Source organism: Micromonospora sp. CPCC 205554, assembly GCF_036902745.1.
GTDB lineage: Bacteria > Actinomycetota > Actinomycetes > Mycobacteriales > Micromonosporaceae > Micromonospora > Micromonospora tulbaghiae.
In genome coordinates this window covers 13,403-33,139 of record NZ_JBAKHP010000008.1, presented here as the reverse complement: position 1 = coordinate 33,139, position 19,737 = coordinate 13,403, and the positions used below count along the sequence as shown (strand labels likewise).

Below are 19,737 nucleotides of genomic sequence, written 5' to 3'. Positions count from 1 at the left end.
ACGAGCGACAAATCAGGCTGGCGACCCAAGCACTGCAAGCCGGACCAACTGGACTAGGGGTCAGAAGGCGGTTCCGGACTGGACGCGCTCCATGGTTTCAATGACGTAGTGGACGATGCGGCAGCAGTGCGAGCCCAAGTCGAACCAGAACCCGCGCGACCTGCGGTACTCCGGCGGCCATCTCGGCGTTGCAGGGGATCATCGACGACCTGGCCAAGGAGGCAACCGCCCGGCGGCGAGGTGACTGACGAACATCACCGAGCCGCCGGGGCCGCTGCCCACCAAGCGGCATCAGTCGACGGCGACTGGAGAAAGCCGGAAACGACGAAGCGCCCGGATCAGTCCTCCTGGGACTACCGGCGCTGCGCCTCTTCAAAGGCGGTGGCGGCGGGATTTGAACCCGCGGAGGGCGTGAATCCTCACACGCTTTCGAGGTCTGCGATCCGCCGCCCGAGTCGGACCGGAAACCATCGGCGGCCAGCGATGACCATGAGAAACGGCAAGTCAGCGAACGCAGCCAAACGCAAGCGAACGAGACCAGAGCCTAGACCACCGAGACGACCTGCCCAGCCTCCTCGCGCCTGGCGGGTCGCGGCGCTGGCCACCCCTGACGGCTTTCGGCACTTGCACTTGCACTTGCACTTGCACTTGCACTTGCACTTGCGGCTAGTGGACCACACCGTAGACCCTACCGCGGAGCCATCCCCTCTACCAGGTGTATCTGTTTGAGATCGCCCCAGATCCACTCGACGACAAGCTTAGTTGCGGGCAATTGATGAAGCGCCGAGAATCTGTCGCCGCCAGCGAGCGTGTTAATCGTCCAAGATGGCAGCCCCGCCCGGCGAGCCCTCCGCTTGCGGAACTCATCCAGAAATTCATCCGAATGACCCGGGAATTCCTCATCTCCTGCGAAAGGCAGAATTTCGACCTTTTCCTCCGAGCCTTCAACAAGCGGAAGAATCTTGTAACGCACATGTGCACCGAGATCTAGAACCCGGACGTCACCGCTCATCTCAATCGGCCTCAAGCTCTGCCGATTCAACATGGAGGTCATATCGGCGAAAAACTCCGACACGAGTTCGCCGTACCCTGCCAACGCCGCCTGATAGATGGCTGTGAACCGAAGCGCCAAACGATCCGGGGAGTAACCGTTCCACCCCTCCAGATCAAGCGGGGCCCTGTCAGCTCCCGGGTACGGCCCCTCCATCACGCGGGTCAGCTGGGCATCCGACAGATCACAAATTACCTGCAAGAGGTGCCGGCTGTACTTTTTATTGCGCCCGATCTGGACAACGTCAGCATTGCACTCCAACAATATCCCGAGAAGCTCGCCAGCCTTCGATCTGGCCTTCTCAACGGACGCAGCTGCTCCGATCAATGAGGCTTCGATAAACCCGCCCGGAAGCAGCGAGCAGGCGACCTCGCGATACCACTCCGGCTCTAGCGAGGGAACGTCCGGATTGCGCGAAAAATTCTTGATAAATCCTTCAAGCACACGGCTCACGACCGATTGGACGAAACGCCACGGCCAGGCCGGATGACTCGCGCAGCCAATGGCTTGATGCCAGAGCAAACGCTTGGATTGCCCGGAGGTATCGTCTCCAGCGCTCGAATGCGCTTGCCAAATCTGGAAGTCTGCCATGTTGGCGCTTACTGCCAGTTCCACCTGGACCGAACCCCACGAAAGTCCGTAGCGAGCTGCGAGCAGTTCGAAGGGTACGGGCATCGCTTTCTGCCATACGTCGAGCGAAGTTCGAATCCGCTCCTTCAGCACATCGGCCGGTGGCAGGGCAAGGGGGTCGTCTTCTTCCATCGATTCCCCGCGGGACTGCCACTTTGGAACTGTCTCACCGATTAACCACGACGCGATCCCAGGGCTTACCGAGAGAAGCGGGGAAATCAAAGATCGACTCTGCTCCCAGCTTCCGATTGCAACCGCAAGCATCCAGGCCAAACGCCATCGCTCCCAGATGCCCAGGGAACTGAGTTGCCTCTCAATTGGAACCTCGCCCGCAAGTAGGGCCTGCGCGGCGAAGTACTGTTCAATGACAGGGCTGGGAAACCCCAGAAGTCGGTTCCTTCTTACAACCAAGCGAGTAGCGATTAGGGTGTCTCGAACTTCAAGGGGACCAATTTCTGACTCAGGCACCCGCCCTCCGTACTCAGTCGTGCGACAGGCGAGATTGCGGAGGGCTTCGTACACATCAACCCCTGGCCGCTTTTCTCTGGCAAGGACGTCCTCTACCAGGATGGCCAGGAGGCCGGCGGGAGTAACCGACCGCGGCCTGTCTAGAGAGAAGTATCTCCCCGCCAGAATCGCAAAAAGCGGCTTCCGAAGCTCGGGCCGGAGAGACCGAGGGAGCGTGCTCGGATGGAGCCTTCTTCCAGCTACTATCTCTAAGATCTGGCCGATCTGCGTCTCAGAGAGCGGCGGTATTGGAGCCGAGTCGCGCCATCTGACGAAACCGGGCCGTGCGAAAATTACGATCCTGGATCGTGGAGAGCCGAGCGCCAGCGAGCGGGCGTTTTTGAGGATTTCCTCGGCAGCATCTAGGCCAACTTCGTCAAGTCCGTCCACCACCAAGGAAAAGGCCGCGTAACCCTCCGGCAAACTACGTTCGACGATCGCAGTCAGGCCATCCCGCGCAGCGCTTCGCGTATCAACGAGGATGGGCCAGCGCTCGGCGGGATCTCTCAGCGCCGCAGAGATCGCGCGGCGGTGAACAATCTCCGCCAATGTAGACTTTCCGGAGCCAAGGTCTCCGGTAAAAAGCGCGATGCCAGACTGCAACTGCTCCATCGACGGTAACAGTTCCTCAATCTTGAACTCTAGCCCGTCCACGACCTCAGATGGCAGTTGAAGAGACTCCCAACGCTCGCGCATTCGAATAGCCGATTCGTGGGCCATAGCCGCCAGGACCTCCTCTCGTGTGCGGTCACTGGCGGGCTCGGAATTGGACGGCTCACTTTGCTGTTTCGGCGCTTGGGAAAAGACGGTAGCGGCAAGGCTGACGATCAAGTGGAGCAGTATCGCACACACCAGCAAGACGATAGTGGCTAGCTCGGGCCGCCCAGTCGCTACATTGACTGCCGCAGACACTGCAGCTGCAATAAGAACTTCGGAGACAACCTTGGCAAGCCTTACATCCAGGATTGCGCGAGTCAGCTTACGCTTCTTGCTCAATCACACCACATCCGATGCGCTAGCAACTGCGGACGGAAACTTGGTGGCGGCCAATAGCCCGGCGGCCTTGGCTTGCTTCGCGAAGTCGTTTAGCAGAGCCTCATTACGTGGCTTGCGGTCTTGGACAAACGCCTTCATCTGGGCACGGTACCCTGCGGGAGTCTTGGGACGGAACGCTGAGGGCTTGGGCTTAAACTTGGGCTTGGCCTTCACTGAACTGGCCGCCGCCTTGATAAGGCCCGACTCAATTGCCTCTTTCAGGTCGGCTGACACCTTATCGCTGAGGTGCTTGCGCAGCAGAGCCGCGTCCGCCCGGAGCTCGGCCAGAGTCGCCCGGTCCCGCGCGACACCGGCTAGACCGGCCTCTCCGGCGTTCCGCTGATGCTGGGTCGCGCCCTGGTTCATGCTCAGGTAGAGCCGCGAGAGATTCGGCCAGTACAGGTGGACGACGTAGAGCCCTTGCTGTGCCGTAGCGGTCACATTGCTATCGAGGACAGCGATCCACGGCACCACGGGCAAGCTCTGGCCGGCGCTGCTGGCGAGCACCTTCATCCCCGACGGCACGAGCGCTGGCAACTCACGCCGGACCGCCTGTAGGTGCTGCTGCGCAGGCTGGTCCCTCCCCTGCGAGTGCAGGTAGGCCTTCAGTTGAACACAACAGAGTGCGCCCCCAAATCCATAGCAACGGATCTTAGGGAGGTTAACGACAGTACGACTCAGCCAGCCGCCCGCCGTCCCGCCACTAATGGTTGCATGTAGCTCCACTGATCGATTACGACGAGTGGAAGCGGCTGCTCAAACTCGCTGGCTTGCGGGACGGCCGGCTACACGACGCTCGCCACACCGCCGCCAGGGGGGTGCTGATCCTCGGCGTGGCCGAGCGAGCCGTGATGGGCATCATGGGCTGGCCCAATTCCGCGATGGCGGCCCGGTACCAACACCTCACTGCCTAGGTCCGGCGAGACATCGCGCAGCCCGTCGGCGGACTGCTCTGGGACACCCCGCCGGAGAGGCCAAATCGGCCTCTTGAGCACAAACTGAGACCGAAACTGAGACCACAAGCGGAACGCCCGGCCGATCCTCGCGGATCGACCGGGCTTTCTCGCATTTCACGAGCGGTGGCGGCGGGATTTGAACCCGCGGAGGGCGTAAACCCTCACACGCTTTCGAGGCGTGCTCCTTAGGCCACTCGGACACGCCACCGCCGACGAGGGTACAGGACCGCCGGCTTGGACGCCGAACCGGTATCCCTCGGCCCGGCCTGGCAGGATCTTTGCCATGAGTACGCACATCGGCGCTGAGCCGGGAGAGATCGCCGAGCGGGTCCTGATGCCGGGCGACCCGCTGCGGGCCAAGTGGATCGCGGAGACCTACCTGGAGGGGGCCCGCTGCTACACGACGGTGCGCGGCATGCTGGGCTTCACCGGCAAGTGGAACGGCGTCGACGTGTCCGTCCAGGGCTCCGGCATGGGCATGCCGTCCGCCTCCATCTACGCCCACGAGCTGGTCAACGAGTACGGCGTGAAGTCGCTGATCCGGGTCGGCTCCTGCGGCGCGCTGACCGAGGATCTTCAGCTGCGGGACGTCGTGGCGGCCATCGGCTCGTCCACCGACTCGAACATGAACCGGATGCGCTTCGACGGGCTGATCGACTACGCCCCGGTGGCCGACTTCGGGCTGCTGCGTACCTCGGTCGAGGTGGCCGAGCGGCGCGGCATCAGCATGCGGGTGGGGCCGATCCTGGCGGCGGACGCCTTCTACACGGACCGGCCGGACCTGTACGACACGCTCGCCGACTACGGCGTGCTGGCGGTGGAGATGGAGTCGGCGGCGCTCTACACGATCGCGGCGCGTTTCAAGGCCCGCGCGCTGACCATCCTGACCGTGAGCGACCACATCAAGACCGGCGAGAAGACCACGTCGCAGGAGCGCGAGCAGACGTTCGGCCAGATGGTCGAGATCGCGCTGGACACCATCATCGCCTGACCCGATCGATCCTGGGCCGCCCCGTCGCCGCAAGGTGGCGGGGCGGTTCGCGTTACCCGGGTCACAAAAATAAATACGACCGGTCGTGCTTCTTTCCCCTACGCTGACCGCATGACCTCCGACGGCCGCGTCGCCCGCGGCGACCGCACCCGCACCGCGGTGCTGGACACCGCCGTGGCGCTGGCCACCGAGGTCGGCCTGCACGGCCTGTCCCTGGCCCAGCTCGCCGACCGGCTGGAGGTGAGCAAGTCCGGCCTCTTCGCACACTGGCGCTCCAAGGAGGCGCTGCAGCTCGCCACCGTCGACCGGGCGGTCGCGCAGTGGCAGGAGCGGATCGTCGCCCCCGCCCTGCAAGCCCCACTGGGCGTACGCCGGCTGCGCGCGCTGCACGAGGCCCGGATCGACTTCTACGCCGCCCGGGTGCTGCCCGGCGGCTGTTTCTTCGCCAACACCGAGTTCGAGTACAACGCCCGTCCCGGCCCGGTCCGGGACCGGCTCGCCGAGGCGTTCGGCAGGTGGACCGCGTTGCTGGAGCGTCTCGTCCAGGAGGCGGTCGACCTCGGCGAACTCCCCGCCGACCTGGACGTGCCGCTGCTCGCGTACGAGATCGACGCGCTGGGGATCAGCGCGGTGATGCGGTCCCGTCTGCTCGACCCGGACGCCTCCTACCGGCACGCCCGCCAGGGCCTGCTGAACCGGCTGCGGGCGCTCTGCCCGGATCCGGCCCTGCTACCGGAAGGCCAGTCATGAGCCACGCCACCACCGACCGGCCGGTCGCGGAGTTCGGGCACGTCGAGCACGTGCCGGTGCACTTCGACGACCTCGACGCGATGGGCATCCTGCACAACGCCCGCTACGCGGTGCTGCTGGAACGCGCCCTGACGCCCTACTGGGCCGAGCGCGGCGTCGCCTTCCGGGGCGACGTGCACGCCGCCCCGGACGTGTTCCACGCGGTCCGCGAGTTCACCATCACCTACCGGGCGCCGGTCATCGGCGTCGGCGCGGTGGCGGTCCACTTCTGGCTGGAGCACTTCGGCACCAGCAGCGCCCGTTACGCCTTCGAGTTCCGCTCGACCGACGGCGCCACCGTGCACGCCACCGGCACCCGGTCCATCGTCCGGCTGGACCCGGCCACCCTGCGCCCGACCGCCTGGACAGAGGTCGGCCGCGCGATCGCCGCGACCCTGCTCCGCCCCACGCCGACCGGCGCCTGAGACAAGACCAGAACCGCTCAGCGGAAGAAGGCGCGCAGCACCGCCGCGCTCTCGCGTTCCAGCACGCCGCCGTACACCTCGGGGCGGTGCGTGACGCGGCGGTCGCGCAGCACGTCCCAGAGCGACCCGACCGCGCCGGTCTTCGGTTCCCAGGCACCGAACACCACGGTCGAGACGCGGGCCAGCGCGATCGCCCCGGCGCACATGGTGCACGGTTCCAGCGTCACCACCAGCGTGCAGCCGTCCAGCCGCCAGCGGCCCAGCCGCTGCGCGGCCCGGCGCAGCGCCAGCACCTCGGCGTGCGCCGTCGGGTCACCGGTCAACTCCCGCTCGTTGCGCCCGATCGCCAGTTCGGCGCCGTCGGGGCCGTAGAGCACCGCGCCCACCGGCACGTCGTCGGCGTCGGGGTTCGCATCGTCCGGGCCGGTCACCGCGACCTCCAGGGCCCGGCGCATCCACAGCTCGTGCCGCTGCCGGCGGCCCACCGCGCCCGGGTCGGCGAGCGCCTCGTCGGCGCCGGGACCGACGCGAGCGGCCCGGCCAGGAGTGGGCTGCCCCGGGCGTACGGTCTCCAGCGCCGGATCGGTCGCGTCGGCCGGTTCGGCGGCGCCGGGCGTCAGGGACTCCCCGGGCTCAGACCTCACGCAGCTCCTCGACCTCGTCCGCGCAGCCGAGCACCTGGCAGATCTCGGCGGTCACATCGGCCGGCATGGCGCCCTCGTGCGCGCAGAGCGCCAGCAGCTTGTGCGCCGGGATGCCCAGGTCGGCGAGGAGGTCCGCGTCGCCGACCGGGTCTGCCTCCGGGTCCACAGCGGGCTGCTCGGTGTCGTCGTCGCCGGAGGCGCGCGGCTCGTCGACGTCCTCCAGGCCGGTCACCGAGGTCTTCAGGTCACCGACGAGCAGCGCGCCCAGCCGGGACTCCTCCGCGTAGGCCGAGTCCGAGCCGAAGACCCGCAGGTCCTCCCCCTCGTCCAGGCGCAGGACGACCAGGTACGTGTCGTCGGCCTCGACGAACAGCAGCGAGAGGTCGGCGTCCGGCTCGACGTCGCGCAGCCGGTCGGCAACCTCCTCGATGTCGGTGACGCCCCGCAGGCTCACCTCACCGGCGGTCCAGCCGCCGTCGACGCGCGCCACGGCAGCAGCGAAGTACGACACGGTCCCCCCAAATTGGCCTCGGCAGCACGCCGACACGTCACGCGATGCACGTTAACCGGTCGGGTCGGCAGGCGAGCGGTCAACGCCCCGTATGGGCCGGCCGTTCCTTCAGAGAAAGCCGGTCAGCCGACGACGCGCCGGCGGGTGGCGATGAGTTGGCGCAGCCGCTCGGTGCGGGCCCGCTGCGGTCGCTGGCGCTGCTGTACCGCACGGGCACCGGCCAACTCGGCGAGGAGTTGCAGGCGACGGCGGCTCCGGTCGGGGTCGAGCCGCGGCGGTGTGGTCCAGGCCATACCGCGAGCGTGGACCGTCCTCAGGCGTACGTCAAGGTGGCCTTCGCTACGCAGCGAAACCGGCACCGAAGGTCACCAGAGCGGCCAGTCTCCGGTCTGCGCCCACCGGGTCGCGACGATCGCCGCGGCGATGCTCCAGCCACCCGCGGTGACGATCGCCACGCCCGTCGCCACCCCCCGGTCGCCGTGGCGGACCAGCACCGCGGCGGCCAGCCACGCCAGGCCGCCGGCCAGCAGCGTCCACCAGGCGTAACCGGCCACGCCGCTGCCGAGGAGCCCGAACAACAGCAACCAGGCGAACGCGACCAGCGCGCCGACCGCGACGCCGGCACCGGTGACCGGGTACGGCTCGCGGTAGCTGGGCCGCATCGACGTGCTCGACGGAAACAACCCCGAGGGCGTACGCGGCGGTGGCGGGAACGCCCCCGGACCGGTCCCCTCGGGTCCGCCGTGCCATCCGTGCGTCACCGCCGCCCCCTTTCCCGGACCGTCCGTCCCGCGTTCGGCATTCGTCCCTACGGTAGTGGTCTGTCAGGATGACCGGATGCGCTCGCCATCGATCGGACGCCGCACGCTGCCGGCGTACCCGGTCCTGCTGCTCGTCGCGGCACTCGCCGCCGGGTGCGGCTCCCCCACCGGGCGCGCCGACAGGTGGCAGGAACCGAGCCCGATCGCGACCGCCGCGCAGCCCGCCGACCCGGCCTCGCCGGTCGCGTCCTCGTCCGCGGCGCCGTCGCCGGCGCGCACGGACGTGAAGCGGGTCTTCCCGGTACGGGCCGGCAACGTCGACTACCACCCCACGCACGGCGGCTACCCGGGCACCGACGTGTTCGCCGATTGCGGGGAACCGGTGGTGGCGGTCACCGACGGCGTGGTCCTGGAGGTCAGCCGCGTCGACCGGTTCGACAAACGCGGGCCGCTGGGCCCGGACAACGGCGGGCTCTCCGTCTCGCTGCTCGGCGACGACGGGGTGCGCTACTACGGCTCGCACCTGAGCGCGATCACCGCCGGAGTCGACGCCGGGGTACGGGTGCGCGCCGGGCAGCAGCTCGGCAAGGTGGGCCGTACGGGCAACGCCAACAACGTCTGCCACCTGCATTTCGGCCTGTCCCCGAAGTGCACCGGCGCCGACGACTGGTGGATCCGCCGGGGCGTGATCTGGCCGGCGCCGTACCTGAACTCCTGGCGCAAGGGCGGCAACCGCTCGCCGGTCGCCGAGGTCACCGCCTGGCAGCGCAAGCACGGCTGCCCGGCCTCGCCGGGCCGGTCCACCCGCAGCGGCTGACCGACTCGCGCCGCGGGGACACGCGGCGGACGGCGGATGCGCGTAGGTTCCAGGACATGAGTGCCCGGGATCCCATCGCCGACCTGCGCCGGATCGCGTTCCTGCTGGAACGGGCGAACGAGGCCACCTACCGGGTCCGGGCGTTCCGGTCGGCGGCGAAGACGCTCGGCGCGCTGCCCGCCGCCGAGGTGGCCGAGCGGGCCCGCACCGGCAAGCTGACCGAGCTGTCCGGCGTCGGTGACGTCACCGCCCGTTGCGTGGCCGAGTCGCTGGCCGGTGAGGAACCGGTCTACCTGCGCCGGCTGCTGGCGACCGAGGGCACCGACCTGGACGAGGCGGCGGCGAAGCTACGGGACGCGCTGCGCGGCGACTGCCACACCCACTCGGACTGGTCCGACGGCGGCTCACCGATCGAGGAGATGGCGCTGGCGGCGGTCGAGCTGGGCCACGAGTACCTGGTGCTCACCGACCACTCGCCGCGGCTGACTGTGGCCCGGGGTCTGACCGCGGAGCGGCTGCGCAAGCAGCTCGACCACGTCGCCGCGGTCAACGAGGCGCTGCCGAAGGGCTTCCGCCTCCTCACCGGCATCGAGGTCGACATCCTCGCCGACGGCTCGCTCGACCAGGACGAGGACCTGCTGGCCCGCCTGGACGTGGTGGTCGGCTCGGTGCACAGCGGCCTCAACGACGACCGGGCGAAGATGACCCGCCGGATGCTGACCGCGATCGCGAACCCGCACCTGGACATCCTCGGGCACTGCACCGGGCGGATGGTCTCCTCCCGGCCCGCCGGGGTGACCGGGCCCGGCGACCGGGGGCACCGGGCGCGTACCCGCAAGGAGAGCGAGTTCGACGCGGACGCCGTCTTCGCCGCCTGCGCCGAGCACGACGTGGCCGTCGAGATCAACTCCCGGCCGGAGCGGCAGGACCCGCCGAAGCGGCTGATCCGCCTCGCGCTGGAGGCCGGGTGCCGGTTCGCCATCGACACCGACGCCCACGCGCCGGGCCAGCTCGACTGGCAGCGCTTCGGCTGCGAGCGGGCCGCGCTGTGCGGCGTACCGGCGAAGCGGGTGGTGAACACCTGGACCGCCGACCGCCTGGTGAAGTGGACGGCCGGACGCGGCTGAGGGTCAGCCCCGGGTCGCCGGTTCGGCCGCGCGGGCGGCGGGCGCCACCGCCTCCGGGCGGGCACGGCGCCGCCCGAACAGGCCCTGGGCGACCGCCACGCCGACGAGCACCACGAACGCGCCCACCGGCTGGTGCCAGTTCATCCGCTCGCCGAGCACCACCGCGCCGACGAGCACCGCGAACACCGGGATCAGGTACGTCACCGTGGACGCCGTGCTCGCCCCGGCCAGCCGGATGTTGCGCATGTTGATCACGAAGGCGAGCCCGGTGCCGAGCGCGCCGAGCGCCAGCACGCTCGCCGCCACGCGCGGGGAGAGGCCGACCGGCGACGGCGGCGTACCGACGAACGGCGCGACGAGCGCGAGCTGCGCGGTCGCCACCAGCAGCTGGGCCGCCGACAGCGACAGGCCCGAGTACGCGCTGCCCGCGACGAACTTCTTCTGGTAGGGGATCGCCAGCCCGTAGCAGGCAGCCGCGCCGAAGCACATGAGCTGGCCGACGACGTGGGCGCCGCCCACGCCCTCCCAGACGCCGAGCACCACGAGCACGCCGACGAAGCCCAGCGCCAGCCCGACGGCACGCCGGGCGGTCAGCCGCTCGGTGCGGAACACCAGCACCGCCAGCGGCAGCACGATCAGCGGCGTGGTGGCGTTCCAGATGCCGGCGAGCATCGACTCGACCCGCTGCTCGCCGTAGCCGAACAGCGTGAACGGCACAGCGACGCCGAACGCGGCCACCACCAGCATGTGCGCCCACACCCGGGGGTCGCGGGGCAGCCGGTCGCGCAGCACTGCGAGCACCACGAGCAGCGTCAGTGCGCCGGTGGCCACCCGGTAGAGCGTGAGGTGCACCGGGTGCAGCTCGGTCACGCCGACCTTGATGAACAGGAAGCTGGAACCCCAGATGGCGGCGAGCGCGACGAACCCGGGCAGCCAGCTGCGTACCGGCGCGCGGTCAGGAGTGATCTCGACGTTCACCCCTGACACTCTGCCGCAGAGGTACGACGAAGTCGCGCGGTATTCCGGATGCGGCGTCACGTAGGGTCGCCTCGTGGGACGAATCGATGACCTCGCCAACCGGTACGTGGCCGAGTGGGCCCCGCTGAGCCCGACCGGCGCCACCTACGTCGGCATCGCCGGCTACGACGACCAGCTCGACGACCTGTCGCCCGAGGGTTACGCGGCCCGCGCGGAACTGGCCCGTCGCACGCTCGGCGAACTCGACGTGACCGAGCCGGAGACCGAGGCGGAGCGGACCGCCCAGGAGGCCATGCAGGAGCGCCTCGGCCTGGAGCTGGCCCGCTACGACGCGGGCGAGACCGGCAGCGAGGTCAACGTGATCTCCAGCGGGCTGCACGAGATCCGGATGGTCTTCGACCTCATGCCGACCGACGGCGAACAGGCCCGGGCGAACGTGGCCGCCCGGCTCAACCGCTTCGCGTCCGCGCTGGACGGCTACAAGCGCACGCTGCGCGAGGCCGCCGCGGCGGGACGGGTCAGCTCGCGGGTGCAGCTCGTCGAGGTCGCCAAGCAGTGCGAGGTCTGGGTCGACCCGGAGGGCGACAACTTCTTCCACGGGCTGGTCGAGCGGATCGACGCCGACGGCGCGCTCGGCGCGGAGCTGCGCAAGGGCGCCGCCGCCGCGACCGCCGCCACCGCCGAGTTCGGGCAGTTTCTGCGCACCGAACTGGCGCCGGCGGGCCGGGAGAAGCAGGCCGCCGGGCGCGAGCGTTACGAGCTGGCCTCGCAGTACTTCCTCGGCGCGAAGGTCGATCTGGACGAGACGTACGCCTGGGGTTTCGCCGAGCTGGCCCGGCTGGAGGCCGAGATGCGGGCGGTGGCCGCGCGCATCGCCGGGCGTGGCGCCTCGATCGACGACGCGGTACGCGCGCTCGACGCCGACCCTGCACGGACGGTACGCGGCAAGGAGGCGTTCCGGGACTGGATGCAGGCGCTCGCCGACAAGGCGGTCACCGAGCTGAACGGCACCCACTTCGACATCCCGGAGCAGGTACGCCGGATCGAGTGCTGCCTCGCGCCGACGAGCGACGGCGCCATCTACTACACCGGCCCGAGCGAGGACTTCTCCCGGCCGGGACGGATGTGGTGGGCGGTGCCGCAGGGCATCACCGACTTCTCCACCTGGCGCGAGGTGACCACCGTCTACCACGAGGGCGTGCCGGGTCACCACCTCCAGGTCGCGCAGACCGCCGTCCGGGCCGACCTGCTCAACCGCTGGCAGCGGCTGCTGTGCTGGGTCTCCGGGCACGGCGAGGGCTGGGCGCTCTACTCCGAGCGGCTGATGGACGAGCTGGGCTACCTCGACGACCCCGGTGACCGGCTCGGCATGCTCGACGGGCAGGCGCTGCGCGCGGCCCGGGTCATCGTGGACATCGGCATGCACCTGGAGCTGGAGATCCCGAAGGACAACCCGTTCGGCTTCCACCCGGGCGAGCGGTGGACGCCGGAGCTGGGCTGGGAGTTCATGCGGGCGCACTGCCGGGTGCCGGACGAGAACCTGCGCTTCGAGCTGAACCGCTACCTGGGCTGGCCCGGCCAGGCGCCGTCGTACAAGGTGGGCGAGCGGATCTGGTTGCAGGCCCGGGAGGACGCGAAGGCCCGCAAGGGCGCCGACTTCGACCTCAAGGAGTTCCACCGCCAGGCGCTCGACCTGGGTTCGCTGGGGCTCGACCCGCTGCGCAAGGCGCTGGCCCGGATCTGAGCCGAGACCGGGTGCCGGCGGTTGGTCCCGCCGGCACCCGCACGCGTCAGGCGCCGAGCGTCAGCCGCAGCGTCGGCCGGCCGGTGAGCGTGTTGCTGGTGACGTACGCCAGGTCGATGACCGGGTCGGTGAACGTCACCGGGATGGGCAGCGTGACCGGCAGGCCGTCCGGGAACGGCAGGTCCGGGGTCAGCGTCAGCTTGATGCCGGCGAGCTTGCCGACGAACCGGGTGCAGTAGAACGCGACGTCGTCGCGGACCGTGAGACGGTCGGTCGCGTACCGCTGGGTGCGGCCCCGAGGACCGTCGGCGACCAGCAGGAAGTCGTCGGTCACCGCCTCCTTCATGCTGAACTTCAGCACCTTGAGCACGCCCTGCTCGGTCTGGAGGTCGGTGATCCCCTCGAACCGCAGCCCGGTCATGGTCACCTTGGAGCCGGTGAGCTTCGACGGCTGCTGACCCACCTTCGGCAGGCTCGGGTCGGCGGCGATACGCGGCAGCGGCTTGCCCGGTTCCACAGTGCCGGGCTTCGCCGGTTCCTCCTTGCCGGGCTTGCCCGGCACCGGGCAGTCGGTCGAGCCGGGACGGGTCGTCGGCTTGCTCGTCGGGGCCGCCGACCCGCTCGCGGTCGGCGTGGGCGAGGGCGTCGCACTCTTGCCGCTGCCGCCCTTGAACAGGTCGCCGATCCCGTCGAAGAAGTCGGTGATGATGTTGCCCTCCCGCGTCGGGCTCGCGCTCGGCGTCGGGGTGGGCGTCGCGGAGGGTGCGGACGACGGAGTGGCGGGCTTCGACGGGCAGGCGCTCGCGGCGGGCTTGCCCGGGGCGGCCTGCACCGCCCGCGGCTGCACGGCGAGGCCGGCGGCGGCGAGGCCGAGCACCACGAGGACGATGCCGAAGGTACGCGGGTCCGCCGAACGGCCTGCCCACTCCGGGGGACCGCCGTCGGATCCGGCCGCCTGCCCGTTCACCGACTGCCGAGGGACCGGCCGCTCCCCGCCCGGCCGCTCGGCAGTCGGCTGCTCGACGGCCAGCTGCTGGGCAGTCGGCTGCTCGACGGCCGGACGGACGGCGACCGGCACCTCGACGGTCGGCCGCTCGTCCACAGGCCGCTCGTCCACAGGCCGCTCGTCCACAGGCCGCTCGTCCACGGGCTGCGCGTCCACGCCGGTCGAGGACTCGTCGTCCACAGTGGTGCCGGGCTCGTCGGCGTCACGCTCGGTCTCGGCCGTTTCGGCGCCGGCGGGACCGTCCGGAGGGGTCGGCACCCAGGCGAACGCGAGCGCGCTCCCCACGATGCCGAGCAGCAGGCCGACGAAGAAGCCGCCGAGGTTGAGCCCGATCAGGGAGTAGACGGCGGTGATCGCCGCGACGATCGAGTAGAACAGCCGCTGCGCCGGGCTGAGCCAGAGCAGCACCCCGCAGGTCACCAGGATGCCCGGGATCAGCAGGGCGAGCAGGCCGGTGGCTCCGCTGCTGAAGCTCAGGCCGTTGAGGGTCAACCGGGTGGAGGCGAGCATCTCCACCCCGGCCAGGATGATGAACAGGCCGCCCCAGAACGGCCGGCTCCGCTGCCAGCGGCGGAAGGTCCGCCATGCCCGGGCCGCGGTGCCGAGCCGGGCGTGGGACGGTTCGACGGTTGTCACGTACTCCTCCTGGCGGAGCGGGGACGGGGACGGTGGGGCGGGCCCGCGGTGGTCGGCCACCGCGGGCCGTGCTCAGCTCAGAAGCACTCCTTGCCCTTGGCGTCGTCGCCCACGTTGACCTTGAGCCGGAGCCCGACCAGGTTGAACGTCGAGGAGGTGGTGTAGCGGGACACCTGCTTCAGATCACGGATGGTCACCCGGTCGGAGTTCTGGCCGAACGAGCCCCGCTGCGCCGTCGGGTTGAGGTCGCTGGCGTCGCGCCCGATCTGGATGTTGGTGAAGGTCGCGTTGCCCTCGAGCGAGTCCATCGCGATCACGAGGTCCTTGGCCCGGGCGGGGTCCTTGCCCTCACCGGCGTTGATGGTGAGCACCACCGGAAGGCCGGGCAGGTCGGCGCGGACGGACTGGCAGAGCTTGTACAGCTCGGCGCTGCTGATCTCGGCCATCGCGACCGGGCGCGTGGCGCCGGCCTTGCCGTCCTCGCCCTTCTCGCGGACGATGCCGCCGTACTGCTTGAAGCCCTCGCCCTCCAGGCGGTCGGCGCCGATCTTGAACGTCTGCCCGGACACGGTGATGTCGGAGGCGATGGCGCCGGTCGACATGCCGAACAGGATGGCACCGGCGGCGGCCGTGGTGGGCACGATCATGGCGGCGAACCGCCGCCACCGGGTACGACCCTGGTTGTCGAGCCGATTCTGCACGGGGTTCCTCCTCGAACGAATGTGCGCGGCGGCCGGAATCCGAACCGGCGGCCCGCGCCGGGCCCGCCCTCTGTTACCGACGGGTAACGATCGAGCCTGATCGTGCACCCGATGCGGTGCAGCTCACAACCCCCCGATTACCCGGCGGTAACACCGGGGTGAGACGGGAAGGTGACCGCGCGTCACGGAACCCCAGGCCAGCAGGGGCAGAGGGGGCGAAATGTCGCGTGAAACCGGGCATAGATGACGGTGAGCGCGACGGAAAGTCACCGGATACCTCGCCGTTACAATCGAGTAACGAATGTAAAGTACGGTCGCCCGCATGGGAGATCTCCACGACGGAGGGGTGGACCGCAGTGCGGCCCACCCCTCCGTCGTGCTTCCGCCGTACCGGTCAGCGGCGCTCCACCTCACCGGCGCCCGAACGCTGGGCCGGCACCGACGGATCGTCGGACCGCCAGTTCGTCGAAGCCGGCGGGATCTCGTCGTCGAGCGGGCCACCCACGGGCTCCTGGTCCACGCGGGTGGACGTCGGGTCGGAGGTCGGCGCGTCCGCCCGGTGCCGGGCGCTGCCGTCGCCCTTGGGCCGGGTCACCAGCCACACGCCCGCGATCAGGGCGATCAGGCCGAGCACACCGGCGATGATCGGACCCCAGACACTGATCAGGCCGATCTTGAAACGGTTGTCCTTCACCGTCTCGACGCTGCGGCTGATCGTGTCGTCGTTGTAGTTGAAGTCCGCGTCCAGCAGCACGGTCGGGGCGCCGGTGTCCGGGCGCAGCTCCTTGTACTGCTGCTCGCGGACCTTGATGTAGGCGCCGGTCACCGGGTCGACCCAGAGCGTACGGGTGTTGCTGTAGACGATCTGGCCGCTGGTCGCGCCGGGCGCGAACTTGCCCAGCAGCGTCTTGATGCTGTCCTCGGGCGTGTTCAGCGGCTCGTTCTCGATCCGCTGCTCGAAGCGGTAAGTCTCGACGCCCTTGATCTTCTCGGTGCCGGTGAACCGCGCCGGGACCGTCTTCTTCAGGTCGCGGTCGAACACCTGGTAGTCACGCTTGCCGGTGCCGAACGGGAACTTGTAGATCTGGCCGGAGTAACGCACGTTGCCGACCGGGGTCTGCTGCGCGCCGGACTCGTTGAGCCACTGCTCGTCCCACGGCGCCGCCGCGCCGGAGATCCGGTACAGCGCCAGCTCGGTGCTGTACTGGCTGATCACATCCTGGTTGTCACCGCGCTTGACCGTCTGGAAGACGTTCCAGATGACCGCGTCGCCCTTCAGCTCCTTGGGCAAGCGGTCCTTCGTGTCCTCCGGCTGCGGGATGACCTCGATGCTGGACACGAGGTCGGCCTGCGGTACGTCGATGCTCACCGAGCCGTCACCGGCGGTGATCTTCAGGAACTTCGCGCCCTTCGCCTCGGCGACGGACGTCGTTGGTTCCAGGTCATAGGGCAGCTTGGTCACGGCGGGGGCCACGTAGAACGGCAGCCCGGCCGCGAAGACCAGCAACAAGACACCTAGCCCGAAGAGCGCGGCGCCCAAGCGAAGCTTCACTCATCCTCCTGTAACCTGCCGCCCTACGGTCTGTCGTCCGGGGCACCCGATCCTTAGCATTGGCGGGAGGTTACTCCCCAGTCACCTGCAAAAGCGACCCCCTGGATGTCCAGATGTCCACAGCCACCACGCCAACAATCCCGGAGCCATCGGTAACGGGCCGTCTTCCCGCCCTCGACGCGCTGCGAGCGATCGGCGCGGTGGCGGTCGTCGGTCACCACGTCGGCTTCCAGACCGCCGTCACCATGAACACCTCGTGGGGCGGCTGGTTGGCGCGCCTGGACGTGGGCGTGGCGATCTTCTTCGTGCTGTCCGGCTTCCTGCTGTTCCGGCCGTGGGCGCTCAGCGTCGCGACCGGACGGCCGCGGCCCCGCACCGAGCGGTACTTCTGGCGCCGGGCGCTGCGGATCCTGCCCGCGTACTGGCTGGCGGTGGTGGTCTGTCTCGTCGTCCTGCCCGGCAACCACCCGGTGTCGGCAGGCGACTGGCTGCGCCACCTCACGCTCACCCAGATCTACGAAGCCGGCCAGCTCGGGCACGGGCTCAGCCAGACCTGGAGCCTCGCCACCGAGGTCGTCTTCTACCTGCTCCTGCCGCTGTTCGCCGTGCTCGCGGTGGGCCGGACCTGGCGTCCCGTCCGCACCGTGCTGCTCGCCTCCTCCGGGGCGCTGCTGACCCTCGCGTGGGTCGCCATGATGGGCGCAGGCTGGCTCGACGGCGCGCTGCACACGATGTGGTTCCCCTCGTACGGCGCCTGGTTCGGCGGCGGCATGGCGCTCGCCGCGGCGCACGTGGCCCTGCGTACCGGCACCGCGCCGGCCGCCTTCCGCGTGCTCGACGACCTCGCCTCGGCGCCGCTCGCCTGCTGGGCCGCGGCGGTCGCGGTGATGGCGATCGCGACGACGCCGATCGCCGGCCCGCGCGACCTGACCAGCCCGACCGCCGCCGAGTTCGGCACCAAGCTGGCGCTCTACCTCCTGATCGCCGTCCTGATCACGATCCCGGTGGCGTTCGGCGGGCAGACCCGGGCGAAGGACGCCTTCAGCAGCGGGTGGGCGCGGTGGATGGGCCACGTGTCGTACGGCCTGTTCCTCTGGCACCCGCTGGTCATCGAGCTGATCTACCTGCTCGACGATCGGCCGCTGTTCACCGGCGGTTTCGTCAACACCTTCGCCCTGACCATGGTCTTCGGCCTGGCGTACGCGGCGGTCAGCTACTACGGCGTCGAGCGTCCCCTCCAGACGCTCGGCACGCAGCGCCGCCGCCGGCCGACCGGGCGCGGCCAGGCGCCCGGGACACCGGCCGTCCCCGCCACCACGCCGGATGTCGCAGCACCCGCCTAGCTGTCACACACCGATCACCGTCAGTGACCCGGCGACGGCCGGCGGACCGACGCCGCCGGTCGGGGCATTGCCGGGCGCGGGCCCAGCCCCTTAATGTGACGCGCACCGCTAAATTACTTGAGAGTAGGGTTCGCGTGGAGCGTCGCTTCGGCATGCCCGGACACGTGCTGTTCCTCAACTGGCGAGACACTCGCAACCCCGAGGGCGGCGGTTCCGAGGTGTACGTGGAACGGATCGCCGCCGAGCTGGTGGCGCGCGGATTCCGCGCCACCCTGTTCTGCGCCGCGCACCGCGAGGCCCCTGCCGACGAGGTCAACGACGAGGGCATCCGGTTCGTCCGGCGCGGCGGCCGGCACACCGTCTACCTCTGGGCCGCGCTCTGCTACCTGGCCGGGGCGTTCGGCCTCGGCCCGCTCGCCGCGCGCCGGGGCGGCCGGCCGGACATCCTCGTCGACGTCTGCAACGGCCTGCCGTTCCTCTCCCCGCTCTGGGCCCGGCGCCCGGTGGTCAAGCTGATCCACCACGTGCACCGCGAGCAGTGGCCGGTGGTCCTGCCGCAGTGGGCCGCCCGGTTCGGCTGGTGGGTCGAGTCGTCGCTGGCGGTACGCGTCTACCGGCGATGCCGGTACGTCACCGTGTCCGAGGCGACCCGGCGCGAACTCGCCACCCTCGGCGTACCGCCGGAGCAGGTCTCGGTGGTCTACAACGGCACGCCGGAGCTGCCCCGCACCGACGTCGAACGCGCCCCGTTCCCGCTGCTCGTGACGCTGAACCGCCTGGTGCCGCACAAGCGGGTGGAGGTGGCGCTGCGGGCGGTCGCGGCGCTCGCCGACGAGCTGCCCCAGCTCCGGCTGGTGGTCGCCGGTCAGGGCTGGTGGGAGTCGCACCTGCGCGAGGTCGCCGACGAGCTGGACATCGCCGACCGGGTGGACTTCCGGGGCTTCGTGACGGAGGAGGAGAAGGCCGCGCTGCTCGCCTCGGCCTGGGTCGCCCTGACGCCGTCGCTCAAGGAGGGCTGGGGGCTGACGATCGTGGAGGCCGGCGCGGCGGGTACGCCGACAGTGGCGTTCCGGGAGGCGGGCGGCGTCGCGGAGGCGGTGGTCGACGGGCGTACCGGCCTGCTGGCCGACGACATCGACGACTACCTGGCGAAGGTGCGCGCGCTGCTGCACGACGACGAGACGCGTCAGGAGATGGGCGCCCAGGCCCGGCGGCACGCGGCGAACTTCACCTGGCCGGTGGCGGGGGAACGCTTCGCGACCCTGCTGGAGACTGCGGACTCGCCCCGCCCGGTGCAGCGGCGGGGCGACCCGTCCTACCTGTTGCCGTAGACCTCGGGGGCGTACGGGTCCTGCTTACCGGCCCGCTTGGCCGCCTCCGTGGCGTTACGCGCCTCGGTCGCGGCCTCCTCGGCCGTGGCGGTCGCGGCGGCCGAGAGCCCGCCGAGGGCCAGGACCCCGAGCAACGCCGCCACCAGGCCGGACACGACAAGGGTCAAAGCTCTACGCATGCCATTCCTCCGATGGTGAGACG

At 69.8% G+C, this 19,737-nt stretch carries 19 protein-coding genes, 1 tRNA gene and 1 pseudogene; 9 read left to right on the top strand and 12 right to left on the bottom strand.

Going from position 1 to position 19,737, the window contains the following annotated elements; translation table 11 throughout:
* Nucleotides 1–688 precede the first annotated feature (688 nt).
* Together V6U82_RS13355 and V6U82_RS13350 are read right to left on the bottom strand one after the other, a co-directional pair.
* Nucleotides 689–3,184, bottom strand: a complete 2,496-nt coding sequence (locus V6U82_RS13355; RefSeq protein ID WP_334461107.1) for a hypothetical protein — start codon at nt 3,182–3,184, stop codon at nt 689–691.
* On the bottom strand, nt 3,185–3,949 hold the full coding sequence (locus V6U82_RS13350) for an MrcB family domain-containing protein (RefSeq protein WP_334461106.1): 765 nt from the start codon (nt 3,947–3,949) through the stop codon (nt 3,185–3,187).
* Between V6U82_RS13350 and V6U82_RS13345 the strand changes: the two are divergent.
* Nucleotides 3,946–4,209, top strand: a pseudogene (locus V6U82_RS13345) (tyrosine-type recombinase/integrase); the annotation flags it as partial. The gene V6U82_RS13350 and the pseudogene V6U82_RS13345 sit on opposite strands and share 4 nt — an antisense overlap.
* 91 nt (nt 4,210–4,300) lie before the next feature.
* On the opposite strand, the gene V6U82_RS13340 reads toward V6U82_RS13345, so the two are convergent.
* A tRNA-Ser gene (locus V6U82_RS13340) sits at nt 4,301–4,387 on the bottom strand.
* Between the two features lie 75 nt (nt 4,388–4,462).
* Between V6U82_RS13340 and deoD the strand changes: the two genes are divergently transcribed.
* The 3 genes from deoD to V6U82_RS13325 all read left to right on the top strand — a co-directional run bounded on the left by deoD (nt 4,463) and on the right by V6U82_RS13325 (nt 6,384).
* Complete coding sequence (gene deoD, locus V6U82_RS13335; protein WP_043327826.1) at nt 4,463–5,170, top strand: purine-nucleoside phosphorylase; 708 nt, start codon at nt 4,463–4,465, stop codon at nt 5,168–5,170.
* A gap of 111 nt (nt 5,171–5,281) precedes the next feature.
* The gene (locus V6U82_RS13330; RefSeq protein WP_334461103.1) at nt 5,282–5,920 is read left to right on the top strand and encodes a TetR/AcrR family transcriptional regulator; all 639 of its coding nucleotides are present in this window, start codon (nt 5,282–5,284) and stop codon (nt 5,918–5,920) included.
* Nucleotides 5,917–6,384, top strand: coding sequence for an acyl-CoA thioesterase (locus V6U82_RS13325; RefSeq protein ID WP_128137523.1), 468 nt, complete (start codon nt 5,917–5,919; stop codon nt 6,382–6,384). Before V6U82_RS13330 ends, V6U82_RS13325 begins: the two co-directional genes overlap by 4 nt.
* Nucleotides 6,385–6,401: 17 nt before the next feature.
* Here V6U82_RS13325 and V6U82_RS13320 read toward each other — a convergent pair whose 3' ends face one another.
* From V6U82_RS13320 to V6U82_RS13305, 4 genes are all read right to left on the bottom strand, one after another.
* On the bottom strand, nt 6,402–6,869 hold the full coding sequence (locus tag V6U82_RS13320; protein WP_334461384.1) for a nucleoside deaminase: 468 nt from the start codon (nt 6,867–6,869) through the stop codon (nt 6,402–6,404).
* A gap of 148 nt (nt 6,870–7,017) precedes the next feature.
* The gene (locus V6U82_RS13315) at nt 7,018–7,539 is read right to left on the bottom strand and encodes a tRNA adenosine deaminase-associated protein (RefSeq protein WP_334461102.1); all 522 of its coding nucleotides are present in this window, start codon (nt 7,537–7,539) and stop codon (nt 7,018–7,020) included.
* A 122-nt stretch (nt 7,540–7,661) separates the two neighbouring features.
* Nucleotides 7,662–7,832, bottom strand: coding sequence for a hypothetical protein (locus V6U82_RS13310; RefSeq protein WP_018786529.1), 171 nt, complete (start codon nt 7,830–7,832; stop codon nt 7,662–7,664).
* Nucleotides 7,833–7,904: 72 nt separating this feature from the next.
* Nucleotides 7,905–8,201 (bottom strand): hypothetical protein, encoded by a 297-nt coding sequence (locus V6U82_RS13305; protein ID WP_334461101.1) that lies wholly within the window; start codon nt 8,199–8,201, stop codon nt 7,905–7,907.
* Between the two features lie 175 nt (nt 8,202–8,376).
* Here V6U82_RS13305 and V6U82_RS13300 point away from each other — a divergent pair, with 175 nt between their 5' ends.
* Together V6U82_RS13300 and V6U82_RS13295 are read left to right on the top strand one after the other, a co-directional pair.
* Entirely contained in the window at nt 8,377–9,117 is a 741-nt protein-coding gene (locus tag V6U82_RS13300; protein ID WP_334461099.1) for a M23 family metallopeptidase, read from the top strand.
* 56 nt (nt 9,118–9,173) lie between these two features.
* A complete protein-coding gene (locus tag V6U82_RS13295) occupies nt 9,174–10,244 on the top strand; it encodes a PHP domain-containing protein (protein ID WP_334461098.1) in 1,071 nt (356 codons plus the stop codon).
* 3 nt (nt 10,245–10,247) lie between these two features.
* Here V6U82_RS13295 and V6U82_RS13290 read toward each other — a convergent pair whose 3' ends face one another.
* Entirely contained in the window at nt 10,248–11,222 is a 975-nt protein-coding gene (locus V6U82_RS13290; protein ID WP_334461097.1) for a DMT family transporter, read from the bottom strand.
* Between the two features lie 73 nt (nt 11,223–11,295).
* On the opposite strand from V6U82_RS13290, the gene V6U82_RS13285 reads away from it, so the two are divergent.
* Nucleotides 11,296–12,966: a DUF885 domain-containing protein gene (locus V6U82_RS13285; protein WP_334461095.1), complete on the top strand. Its 1,671-nt coding sequence runs from the start codon at nt 11,296–11,298 to the stop codon at nt 12,964–12,966.
* Nucleotides 12,967–13,012: 46 nt separating this feature from the next.
* Here V6U82_RS13285 and V6U82_RS13280 read toward each other — a convergent pair whose 3' ends face one another.
* The 3 genes from V6U82_RS13280 to V6U82_RS13270 all read right to left on the bottom strand — a co-directional run bounded on the left by V6U82_RS13280 (nt 13,013) and on the right by V6U82_RS13270 (nt 16,861).
* The gene (locus V6U82_RS13280) at nt 13,013–14,608 is read right to left on the bottom strand and encodes a DUF6114 domain-containing protein (protein WP_334461094.1); all 1,596 of its coding nucleotides are present in this window, start codon (nt 14,606–14,608) and stop codon (nt 13,013–13,015) included.
* A 77-nt stretch (nt 14,609–14,685) separates the two neighbouring features.
* Nucleotides 14,686–15,309, bottom strand: coding sequence for a DUF6230 family protein (locus V6U82_RS13275; RefSeq protein ID WP_128138136.1), 624 nt, complete (start codon nt 15,307–15,309; stop codon nt 14,686–14,688).
* Between the two features lie 394 nt (nt 15,310–15,703).
* On the bottom strand, nt 15,704–16,861 hold the full coding sequence (locus V6U82_RS13270) for a DUF3068 domain-containing protein (protein ID WP_128138135.1): 1,158 nt from the start codon (nt 16,859–16,861) through the stop codon (nt 15,704–15,706).
* A 113-nt stretch (nt 16,862–16,974) separates the two neighbouring features.
* Between V6U82_RS13270 and V6U82_RS13265 the strand changes: the two genes are divergently transcribed.
* Both V6U82_RS13265 and V6U82_RS13260 read left to right on the top strand, forming a co-directional pair.
* Nucleotides 16,975–18,204, top strand: coding sequence for an acyltransferase family protein (locus V6U82_RS13265; RefSeq protein WP_128138134.1), 1,230 nt, complete (start codon nt 16,975–16,977; stop codon nt 18,202–18,204).
* Nucleotides 18,205–18,356: 152 nt separating this feature from the next.
* A complete protein-coding gene (locus V6U82_RS13260) occupies nt 18,357–19,535 on the top strand; it encodes a glycosyltransferase family 4 protein (RefSeq protein WP_334461383.1) in 1,179 nt (392 codons plus the stop codon).
* On the opposite strand, the gene V6U82_RS13255 is transcribed toward V6U82_RS13260, so the two are convergent.
* Nucleotides 19,520–19,714: a hypothetical protein gene (locus V6U82_RS13255; RefSeq protein ID WP_091425994.1), complete on the bottom strand. Its 195-nt coding sequence runs from the start codon at nt 19,712–19,714 to the stop codon at nt 19,520–19,522. The genes V6U82_RS13260 and V6U82_RS13255 overlap by 16 nt on opposite strands.
* Between the last annotated feature and the right edge of the window lie 23 nt (nt 19,715–19,737).